This window comes from Brasilonema octagenarum UFV-OR1 (assembly GCF_963888615.1).
Taxonomy (GTDB): domain Bacteria; phylum Cyanobacteriota; class Cyanobacteriia; order Cyanobacteriales; family Nostocaceae; genus Brasilonema; species Brasilonema sennae.
Genome location: NZ_CAWPKW010000109.1, coordinates 56278 through 80836, shown reverse-complemented (window position 1 = coordinate 80836; position 24559 = coordinate 56278). Strand labels below are relative to the sequence as shown.

At 43.4% G+C, this 24559-nt stretch carries 23 protein-coding genes and 1 pseudogene; 12 read left to right on the top strand and 12 right to left on the bottom strand.

The genetic code is table 11. The features are described 5' to 3' along the window. Window positions 1-346 precede the first annotated feature (346 nt). From AC5590_RS08625 to AC5590_RS08615, 3 genes are all read left to right on the top strand, one after another. Window positions 347-970 (top strand): flavin prenyltransferase UbiX, encoded by a 624-nt coding sequence (locus tag AC5590_RS08625; protein ID WP_169263650.1) that lies wholly within the window; start codon window positions 347-349, stop codon window positions 968-970. 97 nt (window positions 971-1067) lie between these two features. Beyond that, a complete protein-coding gene (locus tag AC5590_RS08620; protein WP_171975120.1) occupies window positions 1068-1208 on the top strand; it encodes a hypothetical protein in 141 nt (46 codons plus the stop codon). A gap of 27 nt (window positions 1209-1235) precedes the next feature. Beyond that, window positions 1236-1943, top strand: coding sequence for a LapA family protein (locus tag AC5590_RS08615; protein ID WP_169263649.1), 708 nt, complete (start codon window positions 1236-1238; stop codon window positions 1941-1943). Between the two features lie 20 nt (window positions 1944-1963). Here AC5590_RS08615 and AC5590_RS08610 read toward each other — a convergent pair whose 3' ends face one another. Next, the gene (locus AC5590_RS08610) at window positions 1964-2155 is read right to left on the bottom strand and encodes a hypothetical protein (RefSeq protein WP_169263648.1); all 192 of its coding nucleotides are present in this window, start codon (window positions 2153-2155) and stop codon (window positions 1964-1966) included. Between the two features lie 590 nt (window positions 2156-2745). Here AC5590_RS08610 and AC5590_RS08605 point away from each other — a divergent pair. Together AC5590_RS08605 and argB are read left to right on the top strand one after the other, a co-directional pair. Next, complete coding sequence (locus AC5590_RS08605; RefSeq protein WP_169263662.1) at window positions 2746-3303, top strand: shikimate kinase; 558 nt, start codon at window positions 2746-2748, stop codon at window positions 3301-3303. A 129-nt stretch (window positions 3304-3432) separates the two neighbouring features. Next, window positions 3433-4329: an acetylglutamate kinase gene (gene argB, locus AC5590_RS08600; protein ID WP_169263661.1), complete on the top strand. Its 897-nt coding sequence runs from the start codon at window positions 3433-3435 to the stop codon at window positions 4327-4329. Here the strand turns inward: argB and AC5590_RS08595 are convergent. The 4 genes from AC5590_RS08595 to AC5590_RS08580 form a co-directional block, all read right to left on the bottom strand. After that, window positions 4326-4505 (bottom strand): hypothetical protein, encoded by a 180-nt coding sequence (locus AC5590_RS08595; RefSeq protein WP_169263647.1) that lies wholly within the window; start codon window positions 4503-4505, stop codon window positions 4326-4328. The two genes, argB and AC5590_RS08595, sit on opposite strands and share 4 nt — an antisense overlap. Window positions 4506-4726: 221 nt before the next feature. After that, entirely contained in the window at window positions 4727-5164 is a 438-nt protein-coding gene (locus AC5590_RS08590) for an SRPBCC family protein (protein WP_169263646.1), read from the bottom strand. Window positions 5165-5228: 64 nt separating this feature from the next. Next, a complete protein-coding gene (locus AC5590_RS08585) occupies window positions 5229-5810 on the bottom strand; it encodes a Crp/Fnr family transcriptional regulator (protein ID WP_169263645.1) in 582 nt (193 codons plus the stop codon). A 176-nt stretch (window positions 5811-5986) separates the two neighbouring features. Then, on the bottom strand, window positions 5987-8440 hold the full coding sequence (locus tag AC5590_RS08580; protein WP_169263644.1) for an ATP-dependent Clp protease ATP-binding subunit: 2454 nt from the start codon (window positions 8438-8440) through the stop codon (window positions 5987-5989). A 404-nt stretch (window positions 8441-8844) separates the two neighbouring features. Here AC5590_RS08580 and AC5590_RS08575 point away from each other — a divergent pair, with 404 nt between their 5' ends. Beyond that, window positions 8845-9135: a DUF3288 family protein gene (locus AC5590_RS08575; protein WP_169263643.1), complete on the top strand. Its 291-nt coding sequence runs from the start codon at window positions 8845-8847 to the stop codon at window positions 9133-9135. 55 nt (window positions 9136-9190) lie between these two features. On the opposite strand, the gene AC5590_RS08570 is transcribed toward AC5590_RS08575, so the two are convergent. Continuing rightward, the gene (locus tag AC5590_RS08570; RefSeq protein WP_169263642.1) at window positions 9191-10930 is read right to left on the bottom strand and encodes an MlaD family protein; all 1740 of its coding nucleotides are present in this window, start codon (window positions 10928-10930) and stop codon (window positions 9191-9193) included. Window positions 10931-11017: 87 nt separating this feature from the next. After that, a complete protein-coding gene (locus AC5590_RS08565) occupies window positions 11018-11800 on the bottom strand; it encodes an ABC transporter ATP-binding protein (protein ID WP_169263641.1) in 783 nt (260 codons plus the stop codon). 75 nt (window positions 11801-11875) lie between these two features. On the opposite strand from AC5590_RS08565, the pseudogene AC5590_RS08560 reads away from it, so the two are divergent. Then, window positions 11876-13363 (top strand): annotated as a pseudogene (locus AC5590_RS08560) (phytoene desaturase family protein); the annotation flags it as partial. Between the two features lie 175 nt (window positions 13364-13538). Here the strand turns inward: AC5590_RS08560 and AC5590_RS08555 are convergent. Next, on the bottom strand, window positions 13539-15389 hold the full coding sequence (locus AC5590_RS08555) for a tetratricopeptide repeat protein (RefSeq protein ID WP_169263639.1): 1851 nt from the start codon (window positions 15387-15389) through the stop codon (window positions 13539-13541). Window positions 15390-15851: 462 nt separating this feature from the next. Between AC5590_RS08555 and AC5590_RS08550 the strand changes: the two genes are divergently transcribed. The 3 genes from AC5590_RS08550 to AC5590_RS08540 are packed head-to-tail and all read left to right on the top strand — an operon-like array spanning window position 15852 to window position 18803. Next, entirely contained in the window at window positions 15852-17996 is a 2145-nt protein-coding gene (locus AC5590_RS08550; protein WP_169263638.1) for a CHAT domain-containing protein, read from the top strand. Further along, a complete protein-coding gene (locus tag AC5590_RS08545; protein WP_169263637.1) occupies window positions 17911-18648 on the top strand; it encodes a trypsin-like serine peptidase in 738 nt (245 codons plus the stop codon). The genes AC5590_RS08550 and AC5590_RS08545 overlap by 86 nt, the downstream gene beginning before the upstream one ends. A gap of 23 nt (window positions 18649-18671) precedes the next feature. Further along, the gene (locus AC5590_RS08540; RefSeq protein WP_256379341.1) at window positions 18672-18803 is read left to right on the top strand and encodes a hypothetical protein; all 132 of its coding nucleotides are present in this window, start codon (window positions 18672-18674) and stop codon (window positions 18801-18803) included. On the opposite strand, the gene AC5590_RS08535 is transcribed toward AC5590_RS08540, so the two are convergent. Beyond that, entirely contained in the window at window positions 18800-19024 is a 225-nt protein-coding gene (locus tag AC5590_RS08535; RefSeq protein ID WP_169263635.1) for a type II toxin-antitoxin system HicA family toxin, read from the bottom strand. The two genes, AC5590_RS08540 and AC5590_RS08535, sit on opposite strands and share 4 nt — an antisense overlap. After that, the gene (locus AC5590_RS08530) at window positions 19017-19244 is read right to left on the bottom strand and encodes a type II toxin-antitoxin system HicB family antitoxin (protein ID WP_169263634.1); all 228 of its coding nucleotides are present in this window, start codon (window positions 19242-19244) and stop codon (window positions 19017-19019) included. The genes AC5590_RS08535 and AC5590_RS08530 overlap by 8 nt, the downstream gene beginning before the upstream one ends. 440 nt (window positions 19245-19684) lie before the next feature. On the opposite strand from AC5590_RS08530, the gene moaA reads away from it, so the two are divergent. Then, a complete protein-coding gene (gene moaA / locus AC5590_RS08525) occupies window positions 19685-20674 on the top strand; it encodes a GTP 3',8-cyclase MoaA (RefSeq protein ID WP_169263633.1) in 990 nt (329 codons plus the stop codon). A 70-nt stretch (window positions 20675-20744) separates the two neighbouring features. On the opposite strand, the gene rpsD is transcribed toward moaA, so the two are convergent. After that, entirely contained in the window at window positions 20745-21353 is a 609-nt protein-coding gene (gene rpsD / locus AC5590_RS08520; RefSeq protein WP_169263632.1) for a 30S ribosomal protein S4, read from the bottom strand. 254 nt (window positions 21354-21607) lie between these two features. Between rpsD and AC5590_RS08515 the strand changes: the two genes are divergently transcribed. Continuing rightward, complete coding sequence (locus tag AC5590_RS08515) at window positions 21608-22306, top strand: hypothetical protein (protein WP_169263631.1); 699 nt, start codon at window positions 21608-21610, stop codon at window positions 22304-22306. 248 nt (window positions 22307-22554) lie between these two features. On the opposite strand, the gene hetR is transcribed toward AC5590_RS08515, so the two are convergent. After that, window positions 22555-23454 (bottom strand): heterocyst differentiation master regulator HetR, encoded by a 900-nt coding sequence (hetR, locus tag AC5590_RS08510; protein WP_169263630.1) that lies wholly within the window; start codon window positions 23452-23454, stop codon window positions 22555-22557. Between the last annotated feature and the right edge of the window lie 1105 nt (window positions 23455-24559).

Genomic DNA, 24559 nt, shown 5'->3' with positions numbered 1-24559 from the left:
TTGATATTTTGTCAAAAACTAAGAGTATGGGGGATAAGGCAATAGGGGAGCCACTGCCGTCCGCGACTTTAAGCGTTGAGGCATGTGGCGTGAGCCAGTACAGCAAGCGCGTAGCGTAGCACTTTGTGCCATAGTCCTTGTTTCCCTTTCCTGACAAAGACGCTACGCGAACACACTTATTGTGGCGTCGCGCCTAGGGGAAAAAATTAGTGGGGATCTCAATTCCCACTAACACCCCTTGGGTTGCACTCCGCACTATTGAACTACTTAATAATTAACAACTAACAATTAAGAAGTAACAACATTCCTAATTTCCAATCTCCAGTAAGTCTTGCTATAAAAATACGTGTCAATTCATACAAAACCACTCATTTTAGGCGTATCAGGTGCATCTGGTCTGATTTACGCGGTTCGTGCTCTTAAATTTCTGCTAGAAGCTGAGTATGCAGTTGAATTAGTTGCTTCCAAGTCAACTTACATGGTTTGGCAATCTGAGCAGAATATTCGTATGCCACCAGAACCGACTCAACAAGAGCAATTTTGGCGACAGCAAACCGGAGTCGAAGGGATCGGCAAACTATGTTGTCATTCTTGGAGTAATGTTGGGGCAAACATTGCCAGTGGTTCCTTTCGCACTCTAGGAATGATTGTGATGCCATGCAGTATGGCTACTGTAGCCAAACTGGCAGCTGGTTTAAGTTCCGACTTACTCGAACGAGCAGCGGATGTCCAACTTAAGGAGGGACGAAAATTGATTCTCGTTCCTCGTGAAACTCCCTTTAGCTTAATTCACCTTCGTAATTTAACGACTTTAGCCGAAGCCGGAGCCAGAATTGTTCCTGCCATTCCTGCCTGGTATCACAATCCCAAAACCATTGAGGATTTAGTTGATTTTGTGGTTGCCCGTGCATTGGATCAACTAGATATCGATTGTATACCTATTCAAAGATGGCAAGGTCGTCAAGATTAGTCAAAATAGTGGAGATAGGGCTATTGAGTTACCCGCAGGGCTATCACAGCGAGACAGGAGATCTTCCCCGTAAAGGTCAAAAGTCAAAATTTGACTAATGGCTCATGACCCTTCGGGTTCGCCCTTCGGGTTCGCCAGTCGCCTGCGGAGGGAAACCCTCCCGCAGCGCTGGACTCACCAGATGCCTGCGGAGGGAAACCCTCCCGCAGCACTGGTCTCACTAATGACTAATGACTAATGACTAATGACTAATGACTAAACAACTATGGCTGTATTTCGTTTATTTTTGTTAATGACCGTGTTAGGAGGACTAACGCTTTTAGTGGTGCAAAACTTGTCACCTGTCCTCCCATTGGTATTTTTGGGAATGAAATCTAAAGCATTACCACTGGCGATTTGGATTTTATTCAGTACTACAGCGGGTGCTTTTACCACTGTATTCGTCACAAGCTTATTTAACTTCTCTAACTTTTTCGCGGGACAACAACGTCAAACCCCAGTCAGAACAGCCACAACTTCCACAGCAAAGAATCAAACTCCTAAGGAAGAACCAACACCTCGTCCTTCTCCTTCATCATCAAGTCGTAAAAGTGAGTCAACACGAAATAGTGATCCACTTAATGATTGGGAAACAGATAACAGCACAGATGATTGGGACTTTGAAGAAAAAAAAGAACAAGCACCTACACCCAATTCTCAAAACACACAGGTGAGGGACTCTAAGACTTATGAACCTCAACAACAACCATCAAGCACTAACAAGTCAGATTCAGCTTACTCCTACAGCTACCGCGAACCGAAAAATTCTGGCGTCGGGAAAACTGAATCCGTTTACGATGCTGATTATCGAGTTATTATCCCCCCTTATCAACCACCAACGACCAATCAAGCTCAAACCAATCAAGCTCAGGATGATGATTGGGGATTTCTCGATGAGGATATTGAAGATCAAGACAAGCGTCCCCGTCGTTGAGTAGAATAGAATACTACCTATTAAATTCCACATCCCCCACGTGACTCCTGCTTAACTTTTCCGGTCATGGCAGCTTCCTGCAAGGTCATGAAAGCATTTAAATCTTCAAGATCATACCGGGTTGTCAGCAGCTGTCGCAATTCATTTTCTGCCTCAACGGTCAAATAGCCAGTTGCTAAAGCTTTTTGCACAACATCTCGAATCCGAATCATGGTTGAAACCTCAAACGACCACAGTTATGGCACAGTTATTTAATCAGGTTGTTCTTGATAAAATATGCAATGGCTTTGTGCCTCAACGGCTTAGTTAAGAGATATTTTTTGTATTTGTTATGAAATGTTGTCATCTTTTACACCTTGATCGAAAACACTGGTTTGTTGACTACAAGTTAGTGCAACTCATTCGTGTGACACCAATGTAGTGTCGTGATAAGTATGGTCTTATTTAGTACACACAAGTGTACCGTTCAGTGGTAGTCACGCTCGTATATGTTGACCGACATAATCACGATAAAGTTTCAATCAAGATTTATTGAATTTGTATATAAGCCCAAAAATACGCAAGTAACAATAGGCAAGTAACCTAACAAATATTACTAAAATGATATAAGTTCATTGCATTTAAAAGCTAATTTTTTATAAATAATAATTATATTTTTTGGTTCAGCAACTTGAAATAAATAACGGTAGTGATGGTATGTCGTTTCAATAAAGTAGACAAGGAATTTACAGAAGCTAAAAATAGATTTAAAGTAGAGTCAGAAGTAGTTCGTCTTAATGCTGAAGCGCAACTACAAACAAACATGACTATTGACTTGTTAAAAGGCGTTAATCTGTACCTAATTGGCATGATGGGCGTTGGCAAAACGACTGTAGGACGCTTATTAGGGCAGCATTTGGGCTACGGATTTGTTGATATTGACACTTGTGTAGAGAAGGCTGGCGGTGGAAAATCGATAACTGAATTATTTGCGGAACTTGGAGAACCAGCGTTTCGCCAATTGGAAAGTCAGGTACTCTCACAAGTTTGTGCTTTCACCAAGCTTGTCATCGCAACAGGTGGAGGTATTGTTGTACAGCAACAAAACTGGAGTTACCTACACCATGGTTTAATTGTCTGGCTGGATGCATCAGTGGAAATACTTTGCGCTCGATTAGCAGAAGATACAACAAGACCACTGCTGCAAAATGTTGACCGCAAGGCAAAGCTGCAATTTCTCCTGGAACAAAGACAACATCTTTACCGACAAGCAGATTTGCGAATTACCGTAAACGAAGGAGAAACCCCAGAAGAAATTGCCACAAAAATTATAGAGCAAATTCCTAGCGTTCTTAAACCTGGAGTTTTGTCTACTGAATAATCATAAAAGTTAACAATTTTTAGTAAATATGAAAATTTTAATTTTGTAGGTAGATAATACTTTAACTATAATATTAGGATTTTCTTGAGCGAAACTAAAACCGCAATATCTATACAATAGCTTCCCATGATGGTCAGCGAAACTGAGTACATGATCAAGCAGGATGCCGCCAGCCGGGTAGAAGTGCTAAGCGAAGCACTACCCTACATTCAACAATTTAGTGGTCGAACCATTGTCGTCAAATACGGTGGCGCGGCAATGAAAGATAGTAATCTTAAAGATAAAGTCATCCGTGACATCGTATTCCTATCTTGTGTTGGTTTACGACCAATTGTGGTGCATGGCGGTGGACCAGAAATTAATAGTTGGCTGGGTAAACTGGGAATCGAAGCCCAATTTAAAAATGGTTTGCGAGTGACTGATGCTCCTACAATGGATGTTGTGGAAATGGTGTTAGTTGGTCGAGTTAATAAAGAAATAGTTACCTTGATTAGCAAAGCTGGTGGTTCAGCAGTGGGAATGTGCGGCAAAGATGGTAACTTAATCAGGGCTAGACCTCAAGGTGAAGAAGGTATCGGTTTTGTGGGAGAAGTTTGCTCTGTCGATACCAAAATCTTGGAAACACTAGTTAATAATGGCTATATTCCTGTCGTGTCTAGCGTTGCAGCAGACGAGACAGGACAACCTTACAATATTAATGCAGATACTGTTGCAGGAGAGATAGCAGCAGCAATAGGGGCGGAAAAGTTGATTTTGCTGACGGATACCAGGGGAATTCTCAAAGATTATAAAGATCCTTCTACCCTGATTCAAAGAGTAGACATTCAAGAAGCACGCGAGTTGATTACAACAGGTGTTGTTAGTGGTGGGATGATTCCTAAAGTTAATTGTTGTGTGCGATCGCTGGCCCAAGGAGTCCGTGCAGCTCATATCATTGATGGTCGCATTCCACACGCACTGCTACTGGAAATCTTCACTGATGTTGGTATCGGTACAATGCTTGTTGGCTCCCAGTTTACAACTTAGAATATTAGTTCAAATGTTGCAGCAGGCTTGCACAAGTCGTCGTACGCATCTTGACGAAATAATTTCAATTGGGCAGTCAAATCCATAATAACGGTAGTATCTGTAGTATTTGTAGGGTGTGTTATTGCATAGCATAACGCACCAAAGCCTTCTAATGGTGCGTTAGCCAGAGGCATAACGCACCCTACTACTAACCATGAAAGAAGAGCTGGAACTATAGGCAGAAGCTGACCAAAATACTTTGCAAAATCCAGAGCCTCATGAATTTGTTGGTCAAATACCTACTGAAGATTTTGGACTATGAGTATCACGATGAAGTGCTGATCAAAATCCCCGATTGGGATCACCCTCTGCAATTTCATGTACTGGCAAATTACGACCCGCAGCAACACAGTTGTTAGGCTGCCTGTTCAACCTTCTGTTTGAGATGTTGTAACCATGTTTGAAGCGACGTATCAAGCATCTGTTGCATCATGCCTCTTAACAGACGTACCAACCAACCTTCAAATGATTCCTCAGTTCTGACGAGCACACCTTTTTCATGCGGTTCAAGTATCCATATGTGAATGGCTTGCGTGCCTATTGCCTTACCTGTCCAGCTAATTCGACGTGATGGTTCAACTTCTTGTAGTGTTGATAGAATAGCAGTCCCACCTGATTTCCAACGAAATACAGAACCAGGCTCAAGCAGTCCTTCTAGTTTGGACTCTGAAATATTCGGATACCAAACATTCCAATGATTGATGTCAGTAAGGGTCTGCCATATCGTCTCGCTTGAGGCGTTAATCATAATTTCATGTCGAGAAATAGCTGGTGCTTTGGAGTTAATTTCCATAATGTATCTCTGTTGCGGCAGTCTCATACTACAAGGCGCATATCACCCCCTGCATTGACTTGGGTTAAGAAATACCCCTGTGATAAACTCTCCGCTTCAAACGGCTTAGCGATTCCGGTTCAATACCAAGATGCGACGCAAGATAGTGTTGCGGAATGCGCTCTAATAGATGTGGCTCAGTCTTGAGTAGGTGAAGATAACGCTGTTCAGGAGTATCCCGGTACAAAGACATTAGGCGATCACGCAACCGAAAAGCTAAATATTCTACTATCAGCCGCAATAACTTCTGACCATCCGGCGCTGACTCTAAGGCTTGAATAACCTGTTGATTCACAATTAACACTTGTGAATCTTCAATCGCCTGACAGGAAAAACAAGCGGGACGTTGCAGCCGGAAACTTTCGTAGTCACCTAAGGTATGATTTTCAGGATGAAAAAACAACGTCAGTTCTTTGCCGTCTTTTAGAAAAAACATTCTTAGACAGCCTTTTAGCGTCAAACCAACAAACTCACAAATATCACCCTCTCGAAACAGGAACTCTCCCTTATTAAGCTTTCTTGACTCTAAAAGAGGTTCAACCAGTATCCAGTCAATTTTGAAGTTAGGAGAAATTTCCTGAATAAACAAGCGCAACGGTTCGTACATTTGGCAATCTAATCTTGAGCTTCTGATGCCTGAACATCTTCTTTGGCAAAAAAGTCATCTTGACAAGAATAGGGTGAGCATAACCCATGCCCACCCTACACCAGATGTGTATACAGAGTCAATTCAAAAGCGCATCTATCAGAATGTGACTCCAAAAAGCGATATTTTACCGAATCTTAGCCAAGATTTGCCAGTAACAGCTCTCGCTTCTCAGACTTGTTGACTTTGACTTGACCGTCATCGTCCACATCCACAATAGCTGTGTCACCTTCTGTAATCTCACCTGAAAGCATGGCTTCAGCCAGAGAATCTTCCAAGAGGCGCATAATCGCCCGACGTAACGGTCTTGCGCCGTAGCTGGGGTTGTAGCCTTCTTGTAGTACACGGTCTTTGAAGCGATCGCTCACTTCCAAACTTATTCCCTTCTCAGTCAAGCGGCTTGCGATTTCGCGCAACATGATATCAGCAATTTGCTTGATTTCATCTTTCTTAAGTTGAGTGAAGACAATAATCTCATCAAGACGGTTGAGGAATTCTGGACGGAAGTATGATTTGAGTTCTTCGTTCACCAGCATTTTTATCCGGTTGTAAGTCGCCTCAGCTTCATCTTCGCCAAACTGGAAGCCCAAACCACCGCCACCTTTTTCAATCACCTTAGAACCGATGTTAGAGGTCATGATAATGAGTGTGTTCTTGAAGTCCACAGTCCGACCTTTCGCATCAGTAAGACGACCGTCATCCAAGATTTGCAGCAGCATATTGAACACATCGGGATGCGCTTTTTCGATTTCGTCGAAAAGCACTACCGTATAGGGTTTGCGACGTACTGCTTCAGTCAGTTGTCCACCTTCGTCGTATCCAACGAAACCAGGAGGTGAACCAATCAGCTTAGAAACCGTGTGGCGTTCCATGAATTCGGACATATCCACACGAATCATCGCATCTTCAGCACCAAAGAAGTAAGAAGCCAATGCTTTGGCTAGTTCTGTCTTACCAACTCCTGTGGGACCAGAGAAGATAAAGCTTGCAATCGGTCGGTTAGGATTCTTTAACCCAACTCTAGCGCGACGGATGGATTTAGAAACTGCAGTCACTGCTTGCTCTTGACCGATGAGACGCTGGTGAAGAGTGTCTTCTAAGTGCAGCAGCATCTCTGATTCCGATTCAGTCAACTTGTTGACTGGGACACCAGTCCAAGAAGCGACAATCTGAGCAATATCTTCCTCATCAACAATTGGGCTATTGACAGATTGAGCATCTTGTGCAATGCGCAATTTTGTTTCGAGTTCCAACTCTTGATCGCGCAGTTTACCAGCTTTATCAAAGTCCTGAGTTTTAACAGCTTCCTGTTTTTGCTTAGTCACTAGCGCCAATTCGCGCTTGAGTTCGCGATCTTCGGACTTGATAGAGTTCCGTAGGTGAACACGAGAACCTGCTTCATCAATCAAGTCAATGGCTTTATCAGGTAAGAAGCGATCGCTAATGTAGCGATCTGACAAGTTAGCTGCAGCAACAACAGCCGCATCAGAGATTTGAACTTTGTGGTGCTGCTCGTAAGCAGAGCGCAACCCGTATAATATCTGGATGGTTTCTTCAACCGATGGTTCACCGATCATAATCGGTTGGAAACGACGCTCTAGGGCTGCATCGCGCTCAATGTGTTGACGGTACTCATCAAGAGTGGTTGCGCCAATACACTGGAGTTCACCTCGTGCCAATGCGGGTTTCAGGATGTTAGCTGCATCCATACCACCTTCTGTGCCACCTGCACCAACCAAAGTGTGAACTTCATCTATCACCAGGATGATATTACCTGCTGTGCGGATTTCATCCATGATTTTCTTGAGGCGTTCTTCAAAATCGCCACGGAAGCGAGTACCAGCCACTAGTGACCCCATGTCGAGGCTGATGACTTGTTTGTCTTGTAGAATGTCGGGAACATCTTGGTTTACAATGCGTTGGGCAAGACCTTCGGCGATCGCTGTTTTACCAACACCTGGTTCCCCAATCAGCACAGGATTATTCTTAGTGCGCCGTCCCAAAATCTGGACAGCACGCTCAATTTCCTTCTCACGACCGACAACAGGGTCGAGATTGCCTTCTTGCGCTTGTTTGGTAAGATTTCTACCAAATTCCTCTAAAGTTAAATTTTGGGTACGTTTTGAACCGCCGCCACGGGAACCGGAAACAGATGTCGCCTCACCCAACTGACGAATCACTGCAGTACGGATTTGCGACAAATCAAGCCCCAAATTTTGCAGGACTTTAGCGGCGACACCCTCACCAGCTTCAGTCAATCCCAAGAGTAAGTGTTCAGTACCTATATAATTATTTCCCAGGCTGCGAGCTTCCTTAAAGCCTTGCTCAAATAAACTTTTCACCTTGGGAGTAAAAGGAATTTCCGGGGGTACAAAACCAGAACCCCGACCTATAATTCTTTCGACTTCGCGACGTGCATCTTTGAGGGTAACGCCCAAGTCGGTCAGCACTTTGGCAGCAACCCCTGATCCTTCTCCAATCAGCCCGAGGAGAATTTGCTCCGTCCCTACGAAATTGTGTCCCAGGCGGCGCGCCTCTTCCTGGGCTAGCATAATAACTTTAATGGCTTCGGATGTGAAGTGTTCAAACATATTGGGTTTGTGCTCCCTTGCTGCTTGGGCTAAAGGTGATTTCAGTAGTATAGAGAATGAAGCTTGACGGTAGTTCTGAGGAATGTGAATGGCGGGTGCTAGTTTGATACATTTTATTTAGCACTCGGTTCTCGTCACTCAGCACACAATTCGCACTCATCACTATCTAAGATTCACCCTCACCTGAATTTTTGTGTACTTTCTTATAGATAATGTATCTTTATTTAAAGTCGAGTGACAGTAGTGAGAGCCGTAAGAGTTTAGGCGTGTTACCCGTCAGGAGCGCGAATACAAGCGAACAGACGGATAATAATTAGTAGTCAGGAGTTAATGGTGAGTAGTAGTTTATATTACAACAAAGAGCGCTTCACTTACAACTCCCCGTAGAGAACCTAGAATCTGTGATGAGTAAAGCTAATAAAGACCAACAGCACCCGTTGTACAATCGCGATCGCCCCATCATTGAGAATTTATTGGTTGGTGAGGCAACTGATTATAATTTAGCAGAATTAGCTAGATTGCGAATTCGCTATTCCAGTTTTCCTGGTGCAAGAGATATTCAAAGCGATTTGGATAAGATTCTGGTGCAGTGGAATCTAAGCGAAGAGGAACTTTTTGAGAAAACACGCGCCTTACACAGTCGTGGGGGTATTTACAAAAGTCGCGGGAAAAAAGAAGAAGAAGATTGGAATTAGTACTGGCAAGAATTGGAAAAACCTCCAAGTTCTGGGATTTTCCTAGGTTTGTCCTCTACTCTCCCAACTTCTCCTGCTGACGATGTTCCCTCAATTTCCTCAACAGGTTTTCTTGAGCTAAAGAGGGAGTCACCTCAACACTAGTAGGTTGAGGCTGCTTACTAGCACTCTTAGTATCAACTGATTGTTGACGAGTGCTTGGTGTGGAATTCGTCACAGTAATAGTAGTAGGCTCAAACGTTTTCTTGGCACTTTTAGTCGCACCAGGTGAGAGATCAAACATCATCTGCTGTTGACGAGTGCTTGGGGTGGAATTCGTCACAGTAATAGTAGTAGGCTGAAAGGTTTTCTCAGCACTTTTGGCTGCACCAGGTGAGAGATCGAACATCATCTGCTGTTGACGAGTGCTTGGGGTGGAATTCGTCACAGTAATAGTGCTAGGTTGAAACGTTTTCTCAGCACTTTTGGTAACTGTCAATGGGATACTAAATGACGTCTGCTCTTGGTTTGTCTTGGGTACGGAAATTGCCACATTAGAATTGTTAACAACAGCTTTGACTGAGTCTAGAGTACTAGCAATTTGTGTGTGCTCTTGTATCTGCTGTGTGGAGGAGACCAAGCTACTTAAACCATTAACAAGTTGTCGTAAATTTTTCCGAAAAGCTGGATCTCCTGTCAACTCATCTAAATCAGATGTAATCTTTTGGGTGTTTTCAAATGTCACCCGTGCAGAATCTAAAGTTTGTTGCAGAACCACCACGTTATTAGGGTTGTTGAGGCTGTTGGAGATTTGGCGCAAATTAGCAGAAGCTTGTGCAGCATTTGCAGACAAAGTTTCTAAATTTTTGATTAATTCTCCTTGAGTTACACGATTAACAGCAGGTGAAAGACTGCTAACTGTTTTACGTAATTGATTGCTAGTTTCGGTGATATTGTTTAAGGCTGCAACAAGTGAAGAGCGGTTGCTAGTAACTAGATTATCAAGATTATTAATCAGCTTACTAACTTGAGTGTTTGTTAAACGAAGTTCTTTGGCGGTGGAACTAAATTGGTCTGCAGTATTACCGAATTGACTCAGAGTTTTAGTACTGGATGCACTCAGTTGAGTTGTTGCTTTTTGAACTGTATTAGTCGTGGCTGAAAAGGAGTTTAGTTGTTGTTGAAGGTTTTTGCTTAAAACAGTGAAGTTACGACTTAACTCAGCAATATTTGCAGCAGCAACTGCAGTATTTTCTACAGCTCTATTCACATTACTGTAGAATTTCTGGTCACTGTATACAGTTGCTAACTGAGTGCTTGAACGAATAAGTTCATCTGTACTGATTCCAATCTGACCTTTTAAGCGAGAATTATTACAGACAATAATTTGAGGGTTACAATTTTTATCTAAGGGTTTGCCTACTACAGATCCAGGAGGGAGCTCCGTTTTGGGTGTGATGTCAAGAATGTTTTCGCCAATCAATCCAGACTGATTAGCTTCAACTGAGACATTGCTAGGCATAATCAGCTTGGGTTTGGTAATTTCAATTTCCACCTCAACGTTATTTGCTCCTGGTCGAATGGCAGAAATGGTGCCTACTTTTACACCCCTGTACCGGACTGGTGCTCCTTTTTGAATACCGCCTGCATTCGCAAATTCCACAATAGCTTTGTATGAATTACGATCAAGACTAAATTTAGTTAGCCATAATATGATTAACCCAAACACTCCCAGTCCCAACAAAAGCAACAACCCAACAGAACCTTCTCGAAAAGTTCGCGCAGAGGCGAAGCGGCTTGTTAATAAACCTCGCATTTTCTTTTTCCTCAGCTATGGATTTTAGATTGTAGATTTGAGGTTGTAGGTTTTTCTTCTATCTAAAATCCCAAATCCAAAATTACTCTAACCAGCAATGTGAATTGGTCCAGAAACATTTCCACTAATAAATTGTCGAATCAAAGGATCGTCTGTAGTATCTATTTCACTGACACTACCTTCCCATTGCACTTTACCTTCGTAGAGAAACACCACCTTGTCAGCTGTGCGACGAATAGTGCTTTGTTGATGAGTGACAATAGCGTAGGTATTACAGCTTCCCTGTATACATTGCAACTGCCGAATCAAATCTTCTATCACAGTAGAAGCAATGGGATCAAGTCCGGCTGTTGGTTCATCGTACAGTAAAACTTCTGGAGCTGATTTGGGATTATCGGGGTTAGACATAATAGCACGAGCAAAGCTGACTCGTTTTCGCATACCTCCAGATAGTTCGGCTGGGTAGCGATCGCCTATTTCTGATAACCCCACCATCTCCAATTTCTCATGAACAAGTTCTCGAATCCGAGAACGCCGCAGTTTTGAGTATTGATAAAGTGAAAAACCCACATTCTCCTCCACCGTTAAAGAATCGAACAACGCCGCTTGCTGAAACACCATACCAATACCAACTGGATCTGTTCCATCCTCAATCAATCCTTCTCGGTGCACTCCTTTAATAAAAACGTCTCCAGAATCAAGAGCAATTAACCCAGCAATTACCCGTAAAATTGTTGATTTACCAGTACCACTAGGACCGATAATTCCTAGTGCTTCGCCACGGTAAATCGTCAAATCCACGTTATCTAAAACCTTATTGTTACCAAAGGATTTAGAAACGCCTTTTAGTTCAATCAAAGGTTCAGTCATTCGTCATTAGTCATTAGTTAAAATAAGTTACTCTAAATTTTGAACTCTTGACCCTGGACTTCGCAAAGCAGCGGACAAATAACAAAAATGCAGGATAGTGATGTCATTGTTATCGGTAGTGGTATTGGCGGGTTAACAGCTGCTGCATTACTTGCGCGTTACGGTAAGCGAGTAATTGTCTGTGAAAGCCATACAATCCCTGGGGGTGCTGCTCATACCTTCAGACGACGGGGATTTGAATTTGATTCCGGTCCCTCATTCTATTGTGGTCTGACAAGTGCCGGAAGTTTGAATCCCGTCAAACAAGTTCTTGACGTTTTGGGCGAATCTTTAGAATCTGTACCTTACGACCCCCTTGGACTCTACCATTTTCCTGAAGCGAGTTTACCTGTTTATAGCAATCAGTCGCGTTACCGTGAAGAATTAACGAAAATTACGCCCCAAGGAGCGAAGGAACTCAAGCGCTTTGAGGAACGCTTGTTACCATTGTACGACGCGATGAAAGGTATTCCTACCCTAGCTTTACGAGCAGATTGGCAGGTGATTCCCATATTAATCGGACGTTACTTACCCTCTTTGTTAAAGATGGTACCTCATTTGCCTCTTGTTCAAGCATCTGTCGGTTCTGTGATGGATGCAACAGTACAAGACCCGTGGATACGGCGACTTATCGACCTAGAATGCTTTTTACTATCTGGTTTAAAAGCACATGGCACGATTGCTCCAGAAGTAGCTTTTGTGTTAGGTGAACGCTCCCGTGCTGGGGTTGAGTATCCTGTGGGTGGGAGTGCGGCTATTGTCAAGGCTTTGGTGCGGGGCTTGGAACGTTGGGGTAGTCAGTTGCTTTTGGGACATCATGTAGAGCAAATCTTAGTTGAGAATCGCAAAGTTCTTGGTGTCCAGTTGACAAAAGGTGAAATCCTCAAAGCACCCATTGTGATTTCCAATGCCAGTATTTGGGACACTTACACCAAACTGTTACGTCCTGAGGATTTGCCCTCGTCTTTTAGCAAAGCTGCATTGAATACACCACCAGTTGATAGCTTTATGCATTTACATTTAGGTATTCGTGCAGATGGTTTGGAAAACTTAACAGGACATCATGTCGTCGTTCACGACAGTGACAAGGATATCACAGTACCGGGAAATACTTGCATGATCTCAATTCCTAGTGTGTGGGATGCAACACTTGCCCCAGAGGGACATCATGTGGTTCACGCTTACACCCTAGAACCATATGCGGGATGGGAACGGAACGACGAATATGAACACAAGAAGCAACAGAAAGCGCAAACTTTATATCGTGCCTTAGAGCAAATTATTCCAGATATCAGAGAGCGTGTTGTGTTGGAACTTATTGGCACACCCTTAACCCATGCTTATTATCTACGAAGGTATCAGGGAACTTATGGTCCGGCTATTCAAGCGGGACAGGGCATGTTTCCGGGATCACACACACCAATACAGGGATTATATCGCGTCGGTGATAGCACTACGCCAGGAATTGGTGTACCTGCAGTAGCAGCGTCTGGGATTTTGTGTGCGAATATGCTGGTGAAGTAGTAAAAAAAGGGGAGTAGGGGGAGTAGGGGGAGTAGGGGAAGTAGGGGAAGTAGGGGGAGTAGGGGATGTGGGGGGGTGGGGGGGGGGGGGGTGGTGGGGGGAGTAGGGGATGTAGGGGATGTCAAATGTATCAGGATTTTTGTGAAAGGGTATTACACCTTTAATTTTTGACAAATCAGTTCTTCGGATTCCTATATTCCTCCAACAGTTGTGGAATGTAATCATACCCATCTACACCAATGACAGCAATTATTTTAGAACGATTTTTCTGCAATAAATTTCTGAAAGATTCTTCCCCTATTTGTCCTTGTAAAATTATGAGCCAACCCGCAGATTTTTGCCATTCATTTGAAGCGATTTGGTTTAATAAATACATTCCCAAACAACCAGCATAAATTGCTTTTTCTTGGTCTGGTAAATAATAATAAGCTTCGCCTAAATTAGATAAGTTCAAACCTTGAAGATACAAATCACCAGAAATTTGTGCTGCTTGAAAGCCGTCTTCTAAATATTTAATTGCTGTTTGAGGTTGCTCGATGATGACATAGGCTACACCCAAACTACTGAAACACAAAGCTTTACTTTGAACATCGCCCAGCCGTTCCGAGAGTGTTAAACCTTGTTGCAAGTAGTTAATTGCTGTCTCATAAACTTCTGGTTCTAGTTGTTCCAGTTGCTGGGCTTGCATAACTTCGCTGTATCCCAAGTTTACCAAGGCATTTGCTTCGCCTGTGCGATCGCCTGTTTGCCGACTCAGTATTAAGGCGCGTTGGCTAAAGTCAATTGCTTCAGGATACATTTTTTGGGCAACGTGGGTACGGCTGAGGTGGTTGAGATTGGCAATTTCACAAACGCGATCGCCTGCACTGCGTGCTATCTCCAAAGCTTGTTGATGAAATTGCACAGAACGCTTATATTGCCCGAATGCTCGTTGAGAAGAGCCTAAAAGTGTCAAAATTCGTGCTTTTTCTTGAGTTCCTTCCACTTGACGCAACGGTTCATCCAAATAATTCAGCGCATCTCGTAAGTACTTCCCAGAAAAAGAAGCAAAAATTCCGCCGTACAAGGGAAAGTATGAACGCTGTGCAAAGGTTCGCAGAATTTGCACCATCACTTGAGAACAACCAGCGCTGTATATTGATGCAGCACTACCAAAGCCACTTGCTAGTTGACTCCAAATCACTGCAAACGTCAAGAAAGTCGAAATCGACAACTTAGAGCCTGCTTTAACATTGTAAGGCTGTTGGTCAAACCAGTTGATTAAGCCCCGTTGCAAGTACTGCAAAATGACTGCCATCTCCACCCAATCACGCAGGCTGACACTGGTATGCTGTTGTGCAAATTCAATTGCAGACTTCTCCAAAGCTAAGTAGCGAAACAGTGCTTTAGGAAACTCGCCATTCACTTGCTTTGCCCAAGTTGCCCAAGGACCACGTTCTCCAGGTACACCACCAAATCCTAGTGATTCCCGGCTTTGATCGTACATCCAACTGACTAAGTGGTCTTGCAGTCGCTGCCAACCAATAATGCCACGGTTTATACCATCTGATATTTCCTGGAAATCCGAATCAGCTTGGGCAAATTGTTGTAAGGATTTTGACACTTGCTGGATTTGTTGCAAATTCAGTGGATTCTTGCGGTTGAAGTCGATAGCACCTAAGAATGCAGCCAGACGACTTCCGACTTCGGCTGTCGTCACTTCTCTAAATGCTGAGACAATGGCTTCTGTAGTTTTATTTTGCTGTTGAGCGCGTTGCCATTGACTTTGAATGGTTTTGATTGCCCGCAGACTCCGGGTTGCTTTGGCTTGCTTGAGTTCGTCTTTTTCCGTGTCTACTTGTTGCTGAGTGGAATTGAGGCGATCGCTCAAAACCAGTTCAAAAACTTCCCCCGTATCAGCAGTCACACCTTTGAGCAACATTTGATAAACCTGCTCTTGAGAGCTAATCTTGCCCTTGAGCGTGGTTTGGACAATTTCGTCGATTAAGGCGAGATACTTTTCGCGCAACGGCAGAGAGTCAGACACTTTAGCAACCAGAATAGGGATATGTCAATTTTAGTTGCTGTCTGGGTTAAGTTGCAGAAGAAGATCTTGCCAAGGTTTCAACCCCTTACCAAGGGGTGGGGCGGTTTTCTCTCGTTCCCATGCTCAGCATGGGAATGCACTTCTGTGGGCTGCTGCCTCCCAATGATTATATTTTTTATCCCTATTTTATTTTCCCCATTTCATTTCTTTACCCAAGCGAAAATCAATCAACTTGTTGGGTTCTGCTTTCGCTACATCAAAACTGCAATTAGCTTGATGTTCTGAAGGTTATTGATAATTTTGTTACGAAAACAGAAACCAATATTAGCTTGCGTTAATGAGCGTCGTACAATCAACATTACATTCGCCGGAGAATCTCTCAAACAATTAAAGAAACAACAAATATCAGGATTTGCGTTTGCATTCACATCACTGCTATTGATAAATTATTAAGGCTTTAAGATGAACATAAGTGAAAAGCTTCGATGTATTTTTTGCTGCTCATTTTCCAATTTTTCTCGTTATAGTTTAGCTGTGTTGATGGGTGTGGTTTTGTTATCTGACTCAGTGGAGGCGACATTTAGAAGCACAAATTTGCAGATAGCACAACAGCCAGTAACAAATTCGCAAGATGCAACTCGTGCTGCAGCACAAAAAGCTTTTGATGAAGGGCTTGCATTTTTCAAAGAAGGTAGCGCAGAGTCATTAAGACAGGCGATTAAAAAATGGGAAGTAGCTTTGCAACTGTGGCAGAAAGTGGGGGATGAAGCAAAACAAGCTCTTACTTCTCTTAGTATCGGGCGAGTTTACGACACTTTAGGAGAAAAACAAAAAGCACTTGAATTTTACAACCAAGCACTTCCACTGTTTCGTGCGGTGGGCGACAGGGGTGGAGAAGCTACAACACTCAATAATATCGGGGGAGTTTACTCCGCTTTAGGAGAAAAACAAAAAGCACTTGAATTTTACAATCAAGCACTTCCACTGTTTCGTGCGGTGGGCGACAGGCGTGGAGAAGCTAGAACACTCAACAATATCGGGCTAGTTTACGACACTTTAGGAGAAAAACAAAAAGCACTTGAATTCTACAATCAAGCACTTCCACTGTTTCGTGCGGTGGGCGACAGGGGTGCAGAAGCTAGAACACTCAACAATATCGGGCTAGTTTACTCCGCTTTAGGAGAAAAACAAAAAGCACTTGAATTCTACAACCAAGCACTTCCACTGCTTCGTGCGGTGGGCGACAGGGGTGCAGAAGCTACTACTCTTAGTAACATAGCTTCCCTAGAACGTAACCGAGGCAACTTAGAACAATCCCTCAAACAAATCTCAGCTGCTATTGAAATTATCGAAGATTTACGCACGAAAGTTGTCAACCAAGACTTGCGAACTTCCTACTTTGCCTCAGTGCAAGGTTATTACAAATTCTACATTGACCTGTTGATGCAGTTGCACAAAAAGAATCCATCAAAAGGATATGATGCTCTTGCACTGCACATCAGCGAACGCTCCCGCGCTCGTGGTTTGATCGAACTTTTAACTGAAGCTAATGCTAATATCCGCAAAGGTGCTAACTCGCAGCTGTTAGCAGAAGAACGCCGCTTACAGTTTCGTTTGGAAGCGCGACAGAAACGGTTATTATCATTGTCTAATACCGAAGCAAACGAACGCCAAGCCGCAGCCCTGAAAACAGAAATTGAAAATCTCCTCAACCAATACCAGGAACTGCAAGTAAAAATCCGCACCACTAGCCCAAAATACGCAAATTTAAAGTATCCCAACCCCCTGACTTTGCCACAAATTCAGCAACAGCTAGATAAGGACACGCTGCTATTGCAATATTCTCTCGGTGAAGAACGCAGCTACCTTTGGGCGGTGACTCCAAATTCTATGCAAAGCTACAAACTCCCAGGACGCAAAGAAATAGAGCAAAAAGTAGAGGAGTTACGCAAACTCTTACGAGACCCTGGGATGAATAAAGTTTCCCCAGAACAAACAGCAAAAGCCGCCGATCAACTTAGTCAACTCATTCTTGCTCCTGTTGCAAAAGATTTGGGTCAAAAACGCTTGCTAATTGTTGCTGATGGTGCATTGCAATACATTCCTTTCACTGTGCTGACAGTGCCAAAATCATCTGTTAGCGCAGAAAATTACCAACCATTGCTACTCAACCACGAAATAGTTAGTTTACCTTCCGCTACAACCATTGACATTCTCCGGCAAGAACTAAAAGGACGGCAAAAAGCACCAAAGTCCCTAGCCATTCTTGCTGATCCAGTGTTTAGCAACAAAGATAAACGTTTTACAAGAGTTACCCAAAACCGTTCTCTCAAAAACAATAACCAGCGTGGGGCATCCCAGAATACATCTTCCGCACTTGATCTAGACAAGTCTGCCTTAACGCGGGCAACTAGAGACATAGACATGGGCAATATTCCGCGACTCGAAGGAACGCGGAAAGAGGCTGAGGAAATTATGAAACTAGTGCCCCAGTCAGACACATTAAATGCATTTGATTTCGATGCGAACTATACCTGGGCAACTAACCCACAACTTAGCCAATACCGCTACCTACTTTTTGCAACCCACGGCATACTCAACTGGTAAAATCGAAGGGATAGATGCTGACGGTCAAGGCTACAGTTGCACGGGTACGCTGATAGCTGATAATTTGGTGTTGACTAATTCTCACTGCGTAGTTAATCCTGAAACTGGTAAACTTAGTCGGGGGATGGCCTTTCTACCAAATTTAATTAACGGTCAAGTACGCGATAAAAATGATATCGCTTACGCAACCACTGTTACGCCTGGAACATACTTCAAAAGCGGGACAATGGCAGATTATGTAGATGACTGGGCTATTATCAAACTTGACAGACCTCTTGGGAAAAAATACGGTGTTATCCCTTTGAAATCTTTACCATCTTTCGACCTTGTAGGGGATATTCAAAAATTTGCTCTGGTTGGTTATTCTGCTGATTTTCCTAACTCCAAGCAAAAGGAATATCAAGAATTTACAGCTGGAGAAAGCATGACTGCTGGCGTTCACTTGGGATGCAGCATTCTCCGGCAAAAAGATAACTTACTGTACCACAACTGCGATACTAAAGGCGGGGCTTCTGGCGGCGCAATTATCGGCAATATTGGCGGTAATTATTATGTTCTCGCTTTGCATTCTGGCTGGAACAAAGTTAACGGACTTAAATTAAACCGCGCAGTTGAGATATCTCGCATACAACCAGCTTTGCGAGGAAATTAGAGAGGAAGAATCAGGAGATAAAGTTGAAAGGAGTGCGATGGTGGGGAGCGATGGCACTTCTTTTGGCTGTTAATGCAGTAGTGCGATGGTGCAAAGCATCTAGGGGCGATGCTGCAAAGCAGGCGCTACGCAAACGCCACATTGGCATTAGTTAGTCCACTTCAAAAAGGGTGCGAGCAAGTCCTGACTGGCGAATAATAGACCGTAAAGTGCCAGTACGTAGCTCATCGTGATCAGGGACAGGAACAGTTATTGTTGAGTCTTCTGTTTGCAGTTGCATAATAATATGACTACCACGCTGACGTACCTGTACAAAGCCATGCTGCTCTAGAATTTTGCAAACTTCCCCACCAGAAAGAATACGCAGCTTACCCAAGGCTTACCTCTAGGCGTGTCACAAAAACTTCTGTATGCAGTCGTTCTTGGATTTCAGAGGGGGCTGCTGTTTCAAAGAAGAGTTCTAACGCCTCAACCAGATTATCCCGTGCTTCCTCAATTGTCCTACCTTGGCTTGCAATATCAAGTTCAGGACACAGAGATACATAGCCGTCTCCTTCGCGCTCAATGATTGCGGTGAGTTGTTTTGTTTGTTTCATTTTCTGTCTTGGTTGAACCAGCGCATTTAGGAAAATAGAATTATTGATCTAGATGTTAACTGTGATCACATTATTTGTGGATACAAATTAGACAAACGCTTCTGCTGCACGGTCAATTAAATCACGTTGTGCTTGGTACGCCGGGATGTTGATGGTTACATCGCGGTTTCGGTTTGCCGATTCACTTGATTGCGGTTGTATCACTCAATCTCTTCCAAATATCCACACAATGAATATACCAATTTTGTATATACAACATCAGCACAAAGTTCGAGCGAAAATCTCCTCTATCCAATTAATGATTTAGGATTGCCATTTCGCAAATATATTTAGTACACGCTACCTTAAAAGAATATAAATAAAATTCGTAAAGCAAGCCTATACAGCTTGACAAAAACATCATCTCGTGTAAATAGACGATAAAATAATTCTATAAAACCATGAACCAGGTAGATTACCTCCGCATAAGTTTAATTGACCGCTGTAACTTCCGCTGTCAATACTGTATGCCAGAGGGAGCAGAACTTGACTACATCCTCAAGCAGCAGTTGTTGACTGATAAGGAACTGCTAACCCTGATTGAAGAAGTGTTTATCCCCGTTGGATTTACCCGGTTTCGTTTGACTGGGGGAGAACCTTTACTGCGTCCCCGTGTGGTGGAATTGGTGAGAGCAATAGCATCTCTGCCCCAAACTCAAGACCTCTCGATGACAACAAACGGCTTTTTACTCGCTCCAATGGCGCAAAACCTGTATGATGCTGGTTTGCGACGCGTCAATATTAGCTTAGATTCCCTTGATCCCGATACCTTTGACCAAATTATTGGTAATCGCGGTCGTCCACGCTGGGAACAAGTTTGGCAGGGGATTCATGCGGCTTATCGCCTAGGATTTGACCCGTTGAAGCTAAATGTGGTGGTCATTCCTGGTGTCAACGACCACGAAGTTCTGGATCTTGCGGCGTTGACGATTGATAAACAATGGCACGTGCGATTTATTGAGTTTATGCCAATTGGTAATTCGCAGTTGTTTGGCGATCGCAGTTGGATATCTTCAGAAGAGTTACGCCAACGCATCCGCCAACGTTGGGGATTGACAGAATCCCAAGTTCGTGGTAATGGACCTGCTGATGTGTTTCAGATTCCGGGAGCGAAAGGGACACTGGGATTTATCAGTCAGATGTCGGAGTGTTTTTGCGATCGCTGCAACCGGATGCGTCTTTCCGCCGATGGCTGGCTGCGTCCCTGTTTATTAAATGAAACTGATCAAATTGACTTAAAAACTGCTCTGCGTGCAGGTATCAGCACTATCGAATTGCGGGAGCAGGTTAGGAACTTATTGGCAATTAAGCCAGATATTAACTTTAAGCAACGTTATTCAGGTACAGCGACTGGTGTTTATACTCGCACCATGTCACAAATTGGTGGATAACCTTCCGAAAGGCAAAAGTAAAAAGAAAGAAATCTTTTCTTTTTCTTTCGCCTTTTGCCTTTTGTCTTTTTTACGCTTGACGTGAGTAGTATTCCACCACAAGCAGTTCGTTAATTTGTAGCGCCACCCACTCGCGTTCAATAACGCTGTTGACTTTACCAAGCATCTTGTTTTTGTCAAACTCCAGATGGTTGGGTAAGTTTGCCAAACCAGGGTATTGCAAGTTAGCTTCCACCAACTTCCGTGATGCTTCCCGGTTTCTGACGGCAATTTCCTCTCCGGCACGGCATTGGTAACTGGCAATATTGACAACGCGACCGTTAACTGTGACATGACCGTGATTCACCAGTTGGCGAGCCGCCGGAATAGTGGGAGCCATACCCATGCGGAAAACAGTATTATCCAAGCGCATTTCTAGCAATTGTAGCAGCACTTGTCCAGTAGAACCGGTAACGCGTCTCGCTTTGCGTATATAACGCAGCAATTGCTTTTCCGTCACACCGTAGTTAAAACGGAGTTTTTGCTTTTCTTCCAACCGGATGGCGTATTCAGAACGTTTTTTGCGGTTCTGACCATGTTGCCCTGGCGGATAGGCGCGTCTAGCGCTTTTACGAGTTAATCCTGGTAAGTCGCCTAAGCGACGTACAACCCTAAGGCGTGGTCCTCTGTATCGGGACATGAGCTTCCTAAATTTTATCTTGCTTAACTTTACCCAGACATACAATTATATAGCAGTCCTAAATAAGATTGTGATATCAGGCATTGAATGATGAGGACCCAAACAGGAAAGCTCAGAAATGGTCTTTAACTTCCTCACTCCCCCCAGTTTCTCACTCCCTCACTCCCTCATCTTCGCTGCTCTGTATTGCAAGCATCAAAGTGGGCTTTTATCATGAGGTAGCATACCTTTGGGTGTTTGGAGAAGGAAAAATAATGTTAGGCAAGAGAAAAAGTAAAGATACCCACACGCTTGGGCACAGATCCGGACATACTGCACAGCATCTTGAAGCAAGCGCAGACGCCTTAAAAGCAGTTATTTTTAGAGTCACTGCAGGGCTAGCCACACCAATGTTTGCTGTGGCTGGATGGTTTGCAATGACTTCATCAGGGTTGGCTGTCACAACTACATACACAAATGATTTTCGTTTATGTGCTGGACGACTTTTGAGTGTGGGTGTTGCAGCACAAACAGCGTCACAAGCTTGTGCTGAAGCGGTACGTCCTGGGGACTTGTCTGCCTGTGTGACCGGAATTGGACGACAAACACAAATTGCAGCATCTGAAGCCCTAGCAAGTTGTCGGCAAGCACGGCGTCCTGAAGAGCTAGGGAGTTGTGTTGTTGGTATCAGCCGCTACACTCGTGAAGCCGTTGGTCTGGAAGTTTTAAATTATTGTGGTCGTAGCTTGTTACCTGTACGTTTTGCTCAATGTGTAGTCGGTTTGCGTGCTGAAGTAGATTTTACCCCGACTCAAGCAATGGAGAGTTGTATCGACGCCAGCGACAAAGTTAGCGGCTTTTTGCCTTCTTTTATTCCGTCAAATCGGCAACCTACGGATTTTAGACCAACTTTTGAGGTTAATCCAATCCCATCTCAACCATCTCAAATCCCGGTAAATCCCAGTAACAGATAAGCTCTACTAACAGTTATCAGTTATCAGTGAGACAGCGCTGCCAAGAGTTGTGCCTTGCGCGACTTTAAGCGTTGTGGCAACTTCGCAGAGGATCTCCCGACAGAGGCGACTGCGTAAGCGCAAGCGCACGAATCGAGCGAACGCGTAAGCGTGTCCCTTTGGGACTTACAAAGTAGCGTGTCCGAAGGACATACCCGAAGGGCTATCAGTCAACTTTATACTGCTAACTGTTAACTGTTAACAGGCTTTTAGTCTTCTTTCTTGCCAAACACCATTTGTAGAATCATCGGAACTCCTCCGTCTTGGTGATATCTATCTGCCCAAGCACGGATAATTTCATCCAATTCTTCCATAGCTCTCTCAAATCGCTCTGGTGGGATATCTAGCTCTTCCAAAACACGCATTGTGTTTGGTCTGCGTTCTGCCCAATCTCTCATCATCCGAAAATACCGGGCAGTATCTTCGACCATGATGTAAGTCCGCTCTTGCTCATCAACTGGAGCATAAAAAGGACGAGTCAGAGCATAGAAAGGCATTCCCCAAGGTGAATCAATGCGTGTCACCGTACCAGAGTAGAGCAGACGGCGCTTGATGTGTTCTGCCAATGCTTCACTCAGTTCCATACGATGTTCTGGAGGCAAATCATCCTGAGAGCGCTTGTGCAGAAATTCGATTAACTCCAAAAATTCAAAAGAAGTGATTAACTGAGCATCTGGTAGATTAGATGGCAGTTTTTGCTCAATATGTTTTTTCTCTTCTGATGTCAGATTTGTCCCTGGAACGCGCGATCGTCCTGGTTGCCAAGGATGTTTTTCCATCCATACATAAGGCAACTGAATCAGATAGCCCGGTTCTTGAGAACCGAGCATCTTCAGTAATTTACCCTCAGTTAGCGCTTGTCTAACTTCCTCAACAATGATTTTGACTCGTTTCGGCTCAAGGTGGTGCAAATGCCCTGTCATTCGCAGGTTTTGTCCCTGTTCCAGATAGGTCATGTAAATTGCACACTTTGCAGCCGTTGCTGCTGCATCTAAAAATGCCCCATGCCTATGCCCACTTGTGCGCATAGCGCTAAAAGCTAGATATAGCATGATCTGATCCATTGCACTGGGGCCGAGACGTTTGATCAGATCTACGTCGTTACTCATATTACAAACAGTTGAATAGCACGTTTACAAAATTGTCAGTCAATGGAAAGTAAGTAGTATACACCCACGTTAGGGTAATGTGTTTCCCTTAGATCATCTATTATGCGTTAAGTATGAGTGTTGATGGTAGTCATCGTTGGTAATTCATGCGTGTTTTCAAGCAAAAAATCCGAGCTTGCACTCTATATGTAGAATTCCCTTAGGAAAAAACCGAAAATTTCTGTCACTTAATCGCAGGTATCATATAGAGCATATACGCAGGATAAACTGCCAACCATTTCGTAAGCGCACCTTTCCTCTAGAGGCTTGAACCAACACAATAGAAAATTAGTTCCGACAAAGAAGGCATGGTTTCAAGGAGAATCCCTGCTTTGAAGGGATTGTTTCAGTTCAACAACTAGCTAGTACGTACGGCTAATGGATGATGTATCTTTTAAACAAAGGTAACTTTCGTGGGGTTTACCCTGACTTGCGAAGGGTTCTTCCGAATTTAGGTAGTACTAGGTAGAGCAAGATAATTGTAAGCGAGTTACTCCCGAACCGCATTTATTCGATATCTTCCCTACAGTTTTAGCCTGCCTCAATATAGATCCCGATAAAATCCAGGTTTCAGTGTTTCACCTGCCTTGGTAATAAAGTTGACACAATAACAGGTGGTGCGGCTCTTTGCAAATTGCTATGCTGCTCAAAACTGATAGTTATGTTTTGGGTGTAAAAGCAACTTCTTTTCGGGAAAATCGCTGACCTTACGTTGAAAAGATAATCCAAGGTTCAAACTACCTTCCTGTTTCGACAATTTTTGTTAATTTTATCAATCTGGCTGAGAGAGTAATGTTAGACAAGATACAAAATATTCAAGTATTTTTTTGAAACAATATATATGACAATTGATTTATAGTATTAAATATATTTAAATATTTTTTATTAAATAAAAAGTCTAATTTATGGTATAAATGTAACTCAGATTTTCAAAAAAAAATCAACAAAAGGTACAAATTAACAACTTATTTGTCTAATAAATGCTTGACTTGTTAGTACTTGTAGGCATTTTTAGGAGCAAACAACATAAATGTATATCTTAATAAGTGGAAGAAAAGGGTGTGGG

Coding starts and splice junctions, on each gene's coding strand:
- AC5590_RS08620 (WP_171975120.1), top strand. CDS start 1,068: ATGGCTCATGACCCTTCGGGTTCGCCCTTCGGGTTCGCCAGTCGCCTG.
- AC5590_RS08615 (WP_169263649.1), top strand. CDS start 1,236: ATGGCTGTATTTCGTTTATTTTTGTTAATGACCGTGTTAGGAGGACTA.
- AC5590_RS08610 (WP_169263648.1), bottom strand. CDS start 2,155: ATGATTCGGATTCGAGATGTTGTGCAAAAAGCTTTAGCAACTGGCTAT.
- AC5590_RS08605 (WP_169263662.1), top strand. CDS start 2,746: ATGACTATTGACTTGTTAAAAGGCGTTAATCTGTACCTAATTGGCATG.
- argB (WP_169263661.1), top strand. CDS start 3,433: ATGGTCAGCGAAACTGAGTACATGATCAAGCAGGATGCCGCCAGCCGG.
- AC5590_RS08595 (WP_169263647.1), bottom strand. CDS start 4,505: ATGCCTCTGGCTAACGCACCATTAGAAGGCTTTGGTGCGTTATGCTAT.
- AC5590_RS08590 (WP_169263646.1), bottom strand. CDS start 5,164: ATGGAAATTAACTCCAAAGCACCAGCTATTTCTCGACATGAAATTATG.
- AC5590_RS08585 (WP_169263645.1), bottom strand. CDS start 5,810: ATGTACGAACCGTTGCGCTTGTTTATTCAGGAAATTTCTCCTAACTTC.
- AC5590_RS08580 (WP_169263644.1), bottom strand. CDS start 8,440: ATGTTTGAACACTTCACATCCGAAGCCATTAAAGTTATTATGCTAGCC.
- AC5590_RS08575 (WP_169263643.1), top strand. CDS start 8,845: ATGAGTAAAGCTAATAAAGACCAACAGCACCCGTTGTACAATCGCGAT.
- AC5590_RS08570 (WP_169263642.1), bottom strand. CDS start 10,930: ATGCGAGGTTTATTAACAAGCCGCTTCGCCTCTGCGCGAACTTTTCGA.
- AC5590_RS08565 (WP_169263641.1), bottom strand. CDS start 11,800: ATGACTGAACCTTTGATTGAACTAAAAGGCGTTTCTAAATCCTTTGGT.
- AC5590_RS08550 (WP_169263638.1), top strand. CDS start 15,852: ATGAACATAAGTGAAAAGCTTCGATGTATTTTTTGCTGCTCATTTTCC.
- AC5590_RS08545 (WP_169263637.1), top strand. CDS start 17,911: ATGCGAACTATACCTGGGCAACTAACCCACAACTTAGCCAATACCGCT.
- AC5590_RS08530 (WP_169263634.1), bottom strand. CDS start 19,244: ATGAAACAAACAAAACAACTCACCGCAATCATTGAGCGCGAAGGAGAC.
- moaA (WP_169263633.1), top strand. CDS start 19,685: ATGAACCAGGTAGATTACCTCCGCATAAGTTTAATTGACCGCTGTAAC.
- rpsD (WP_169263632.1), bottom strand. CDS start 21,353: ATGTCCCGATACAGAGGACCACGCCTTAGGGTTGTACGTCGCTTAGGC.
- AC5590_RS08515 (WP_169263631.1), top strand. CDS start 21,608: ATGTTAGGCAAGAGAAAAAGTAAAGATACCCACACGCTTGGGCACAGA.
- hetR (WP_169263630.1), bottom strand. CDS start 23,454: ATGAGTAACGACGTAGATCTGATCAAACGTCTCGGCCCCAGTGCAATG.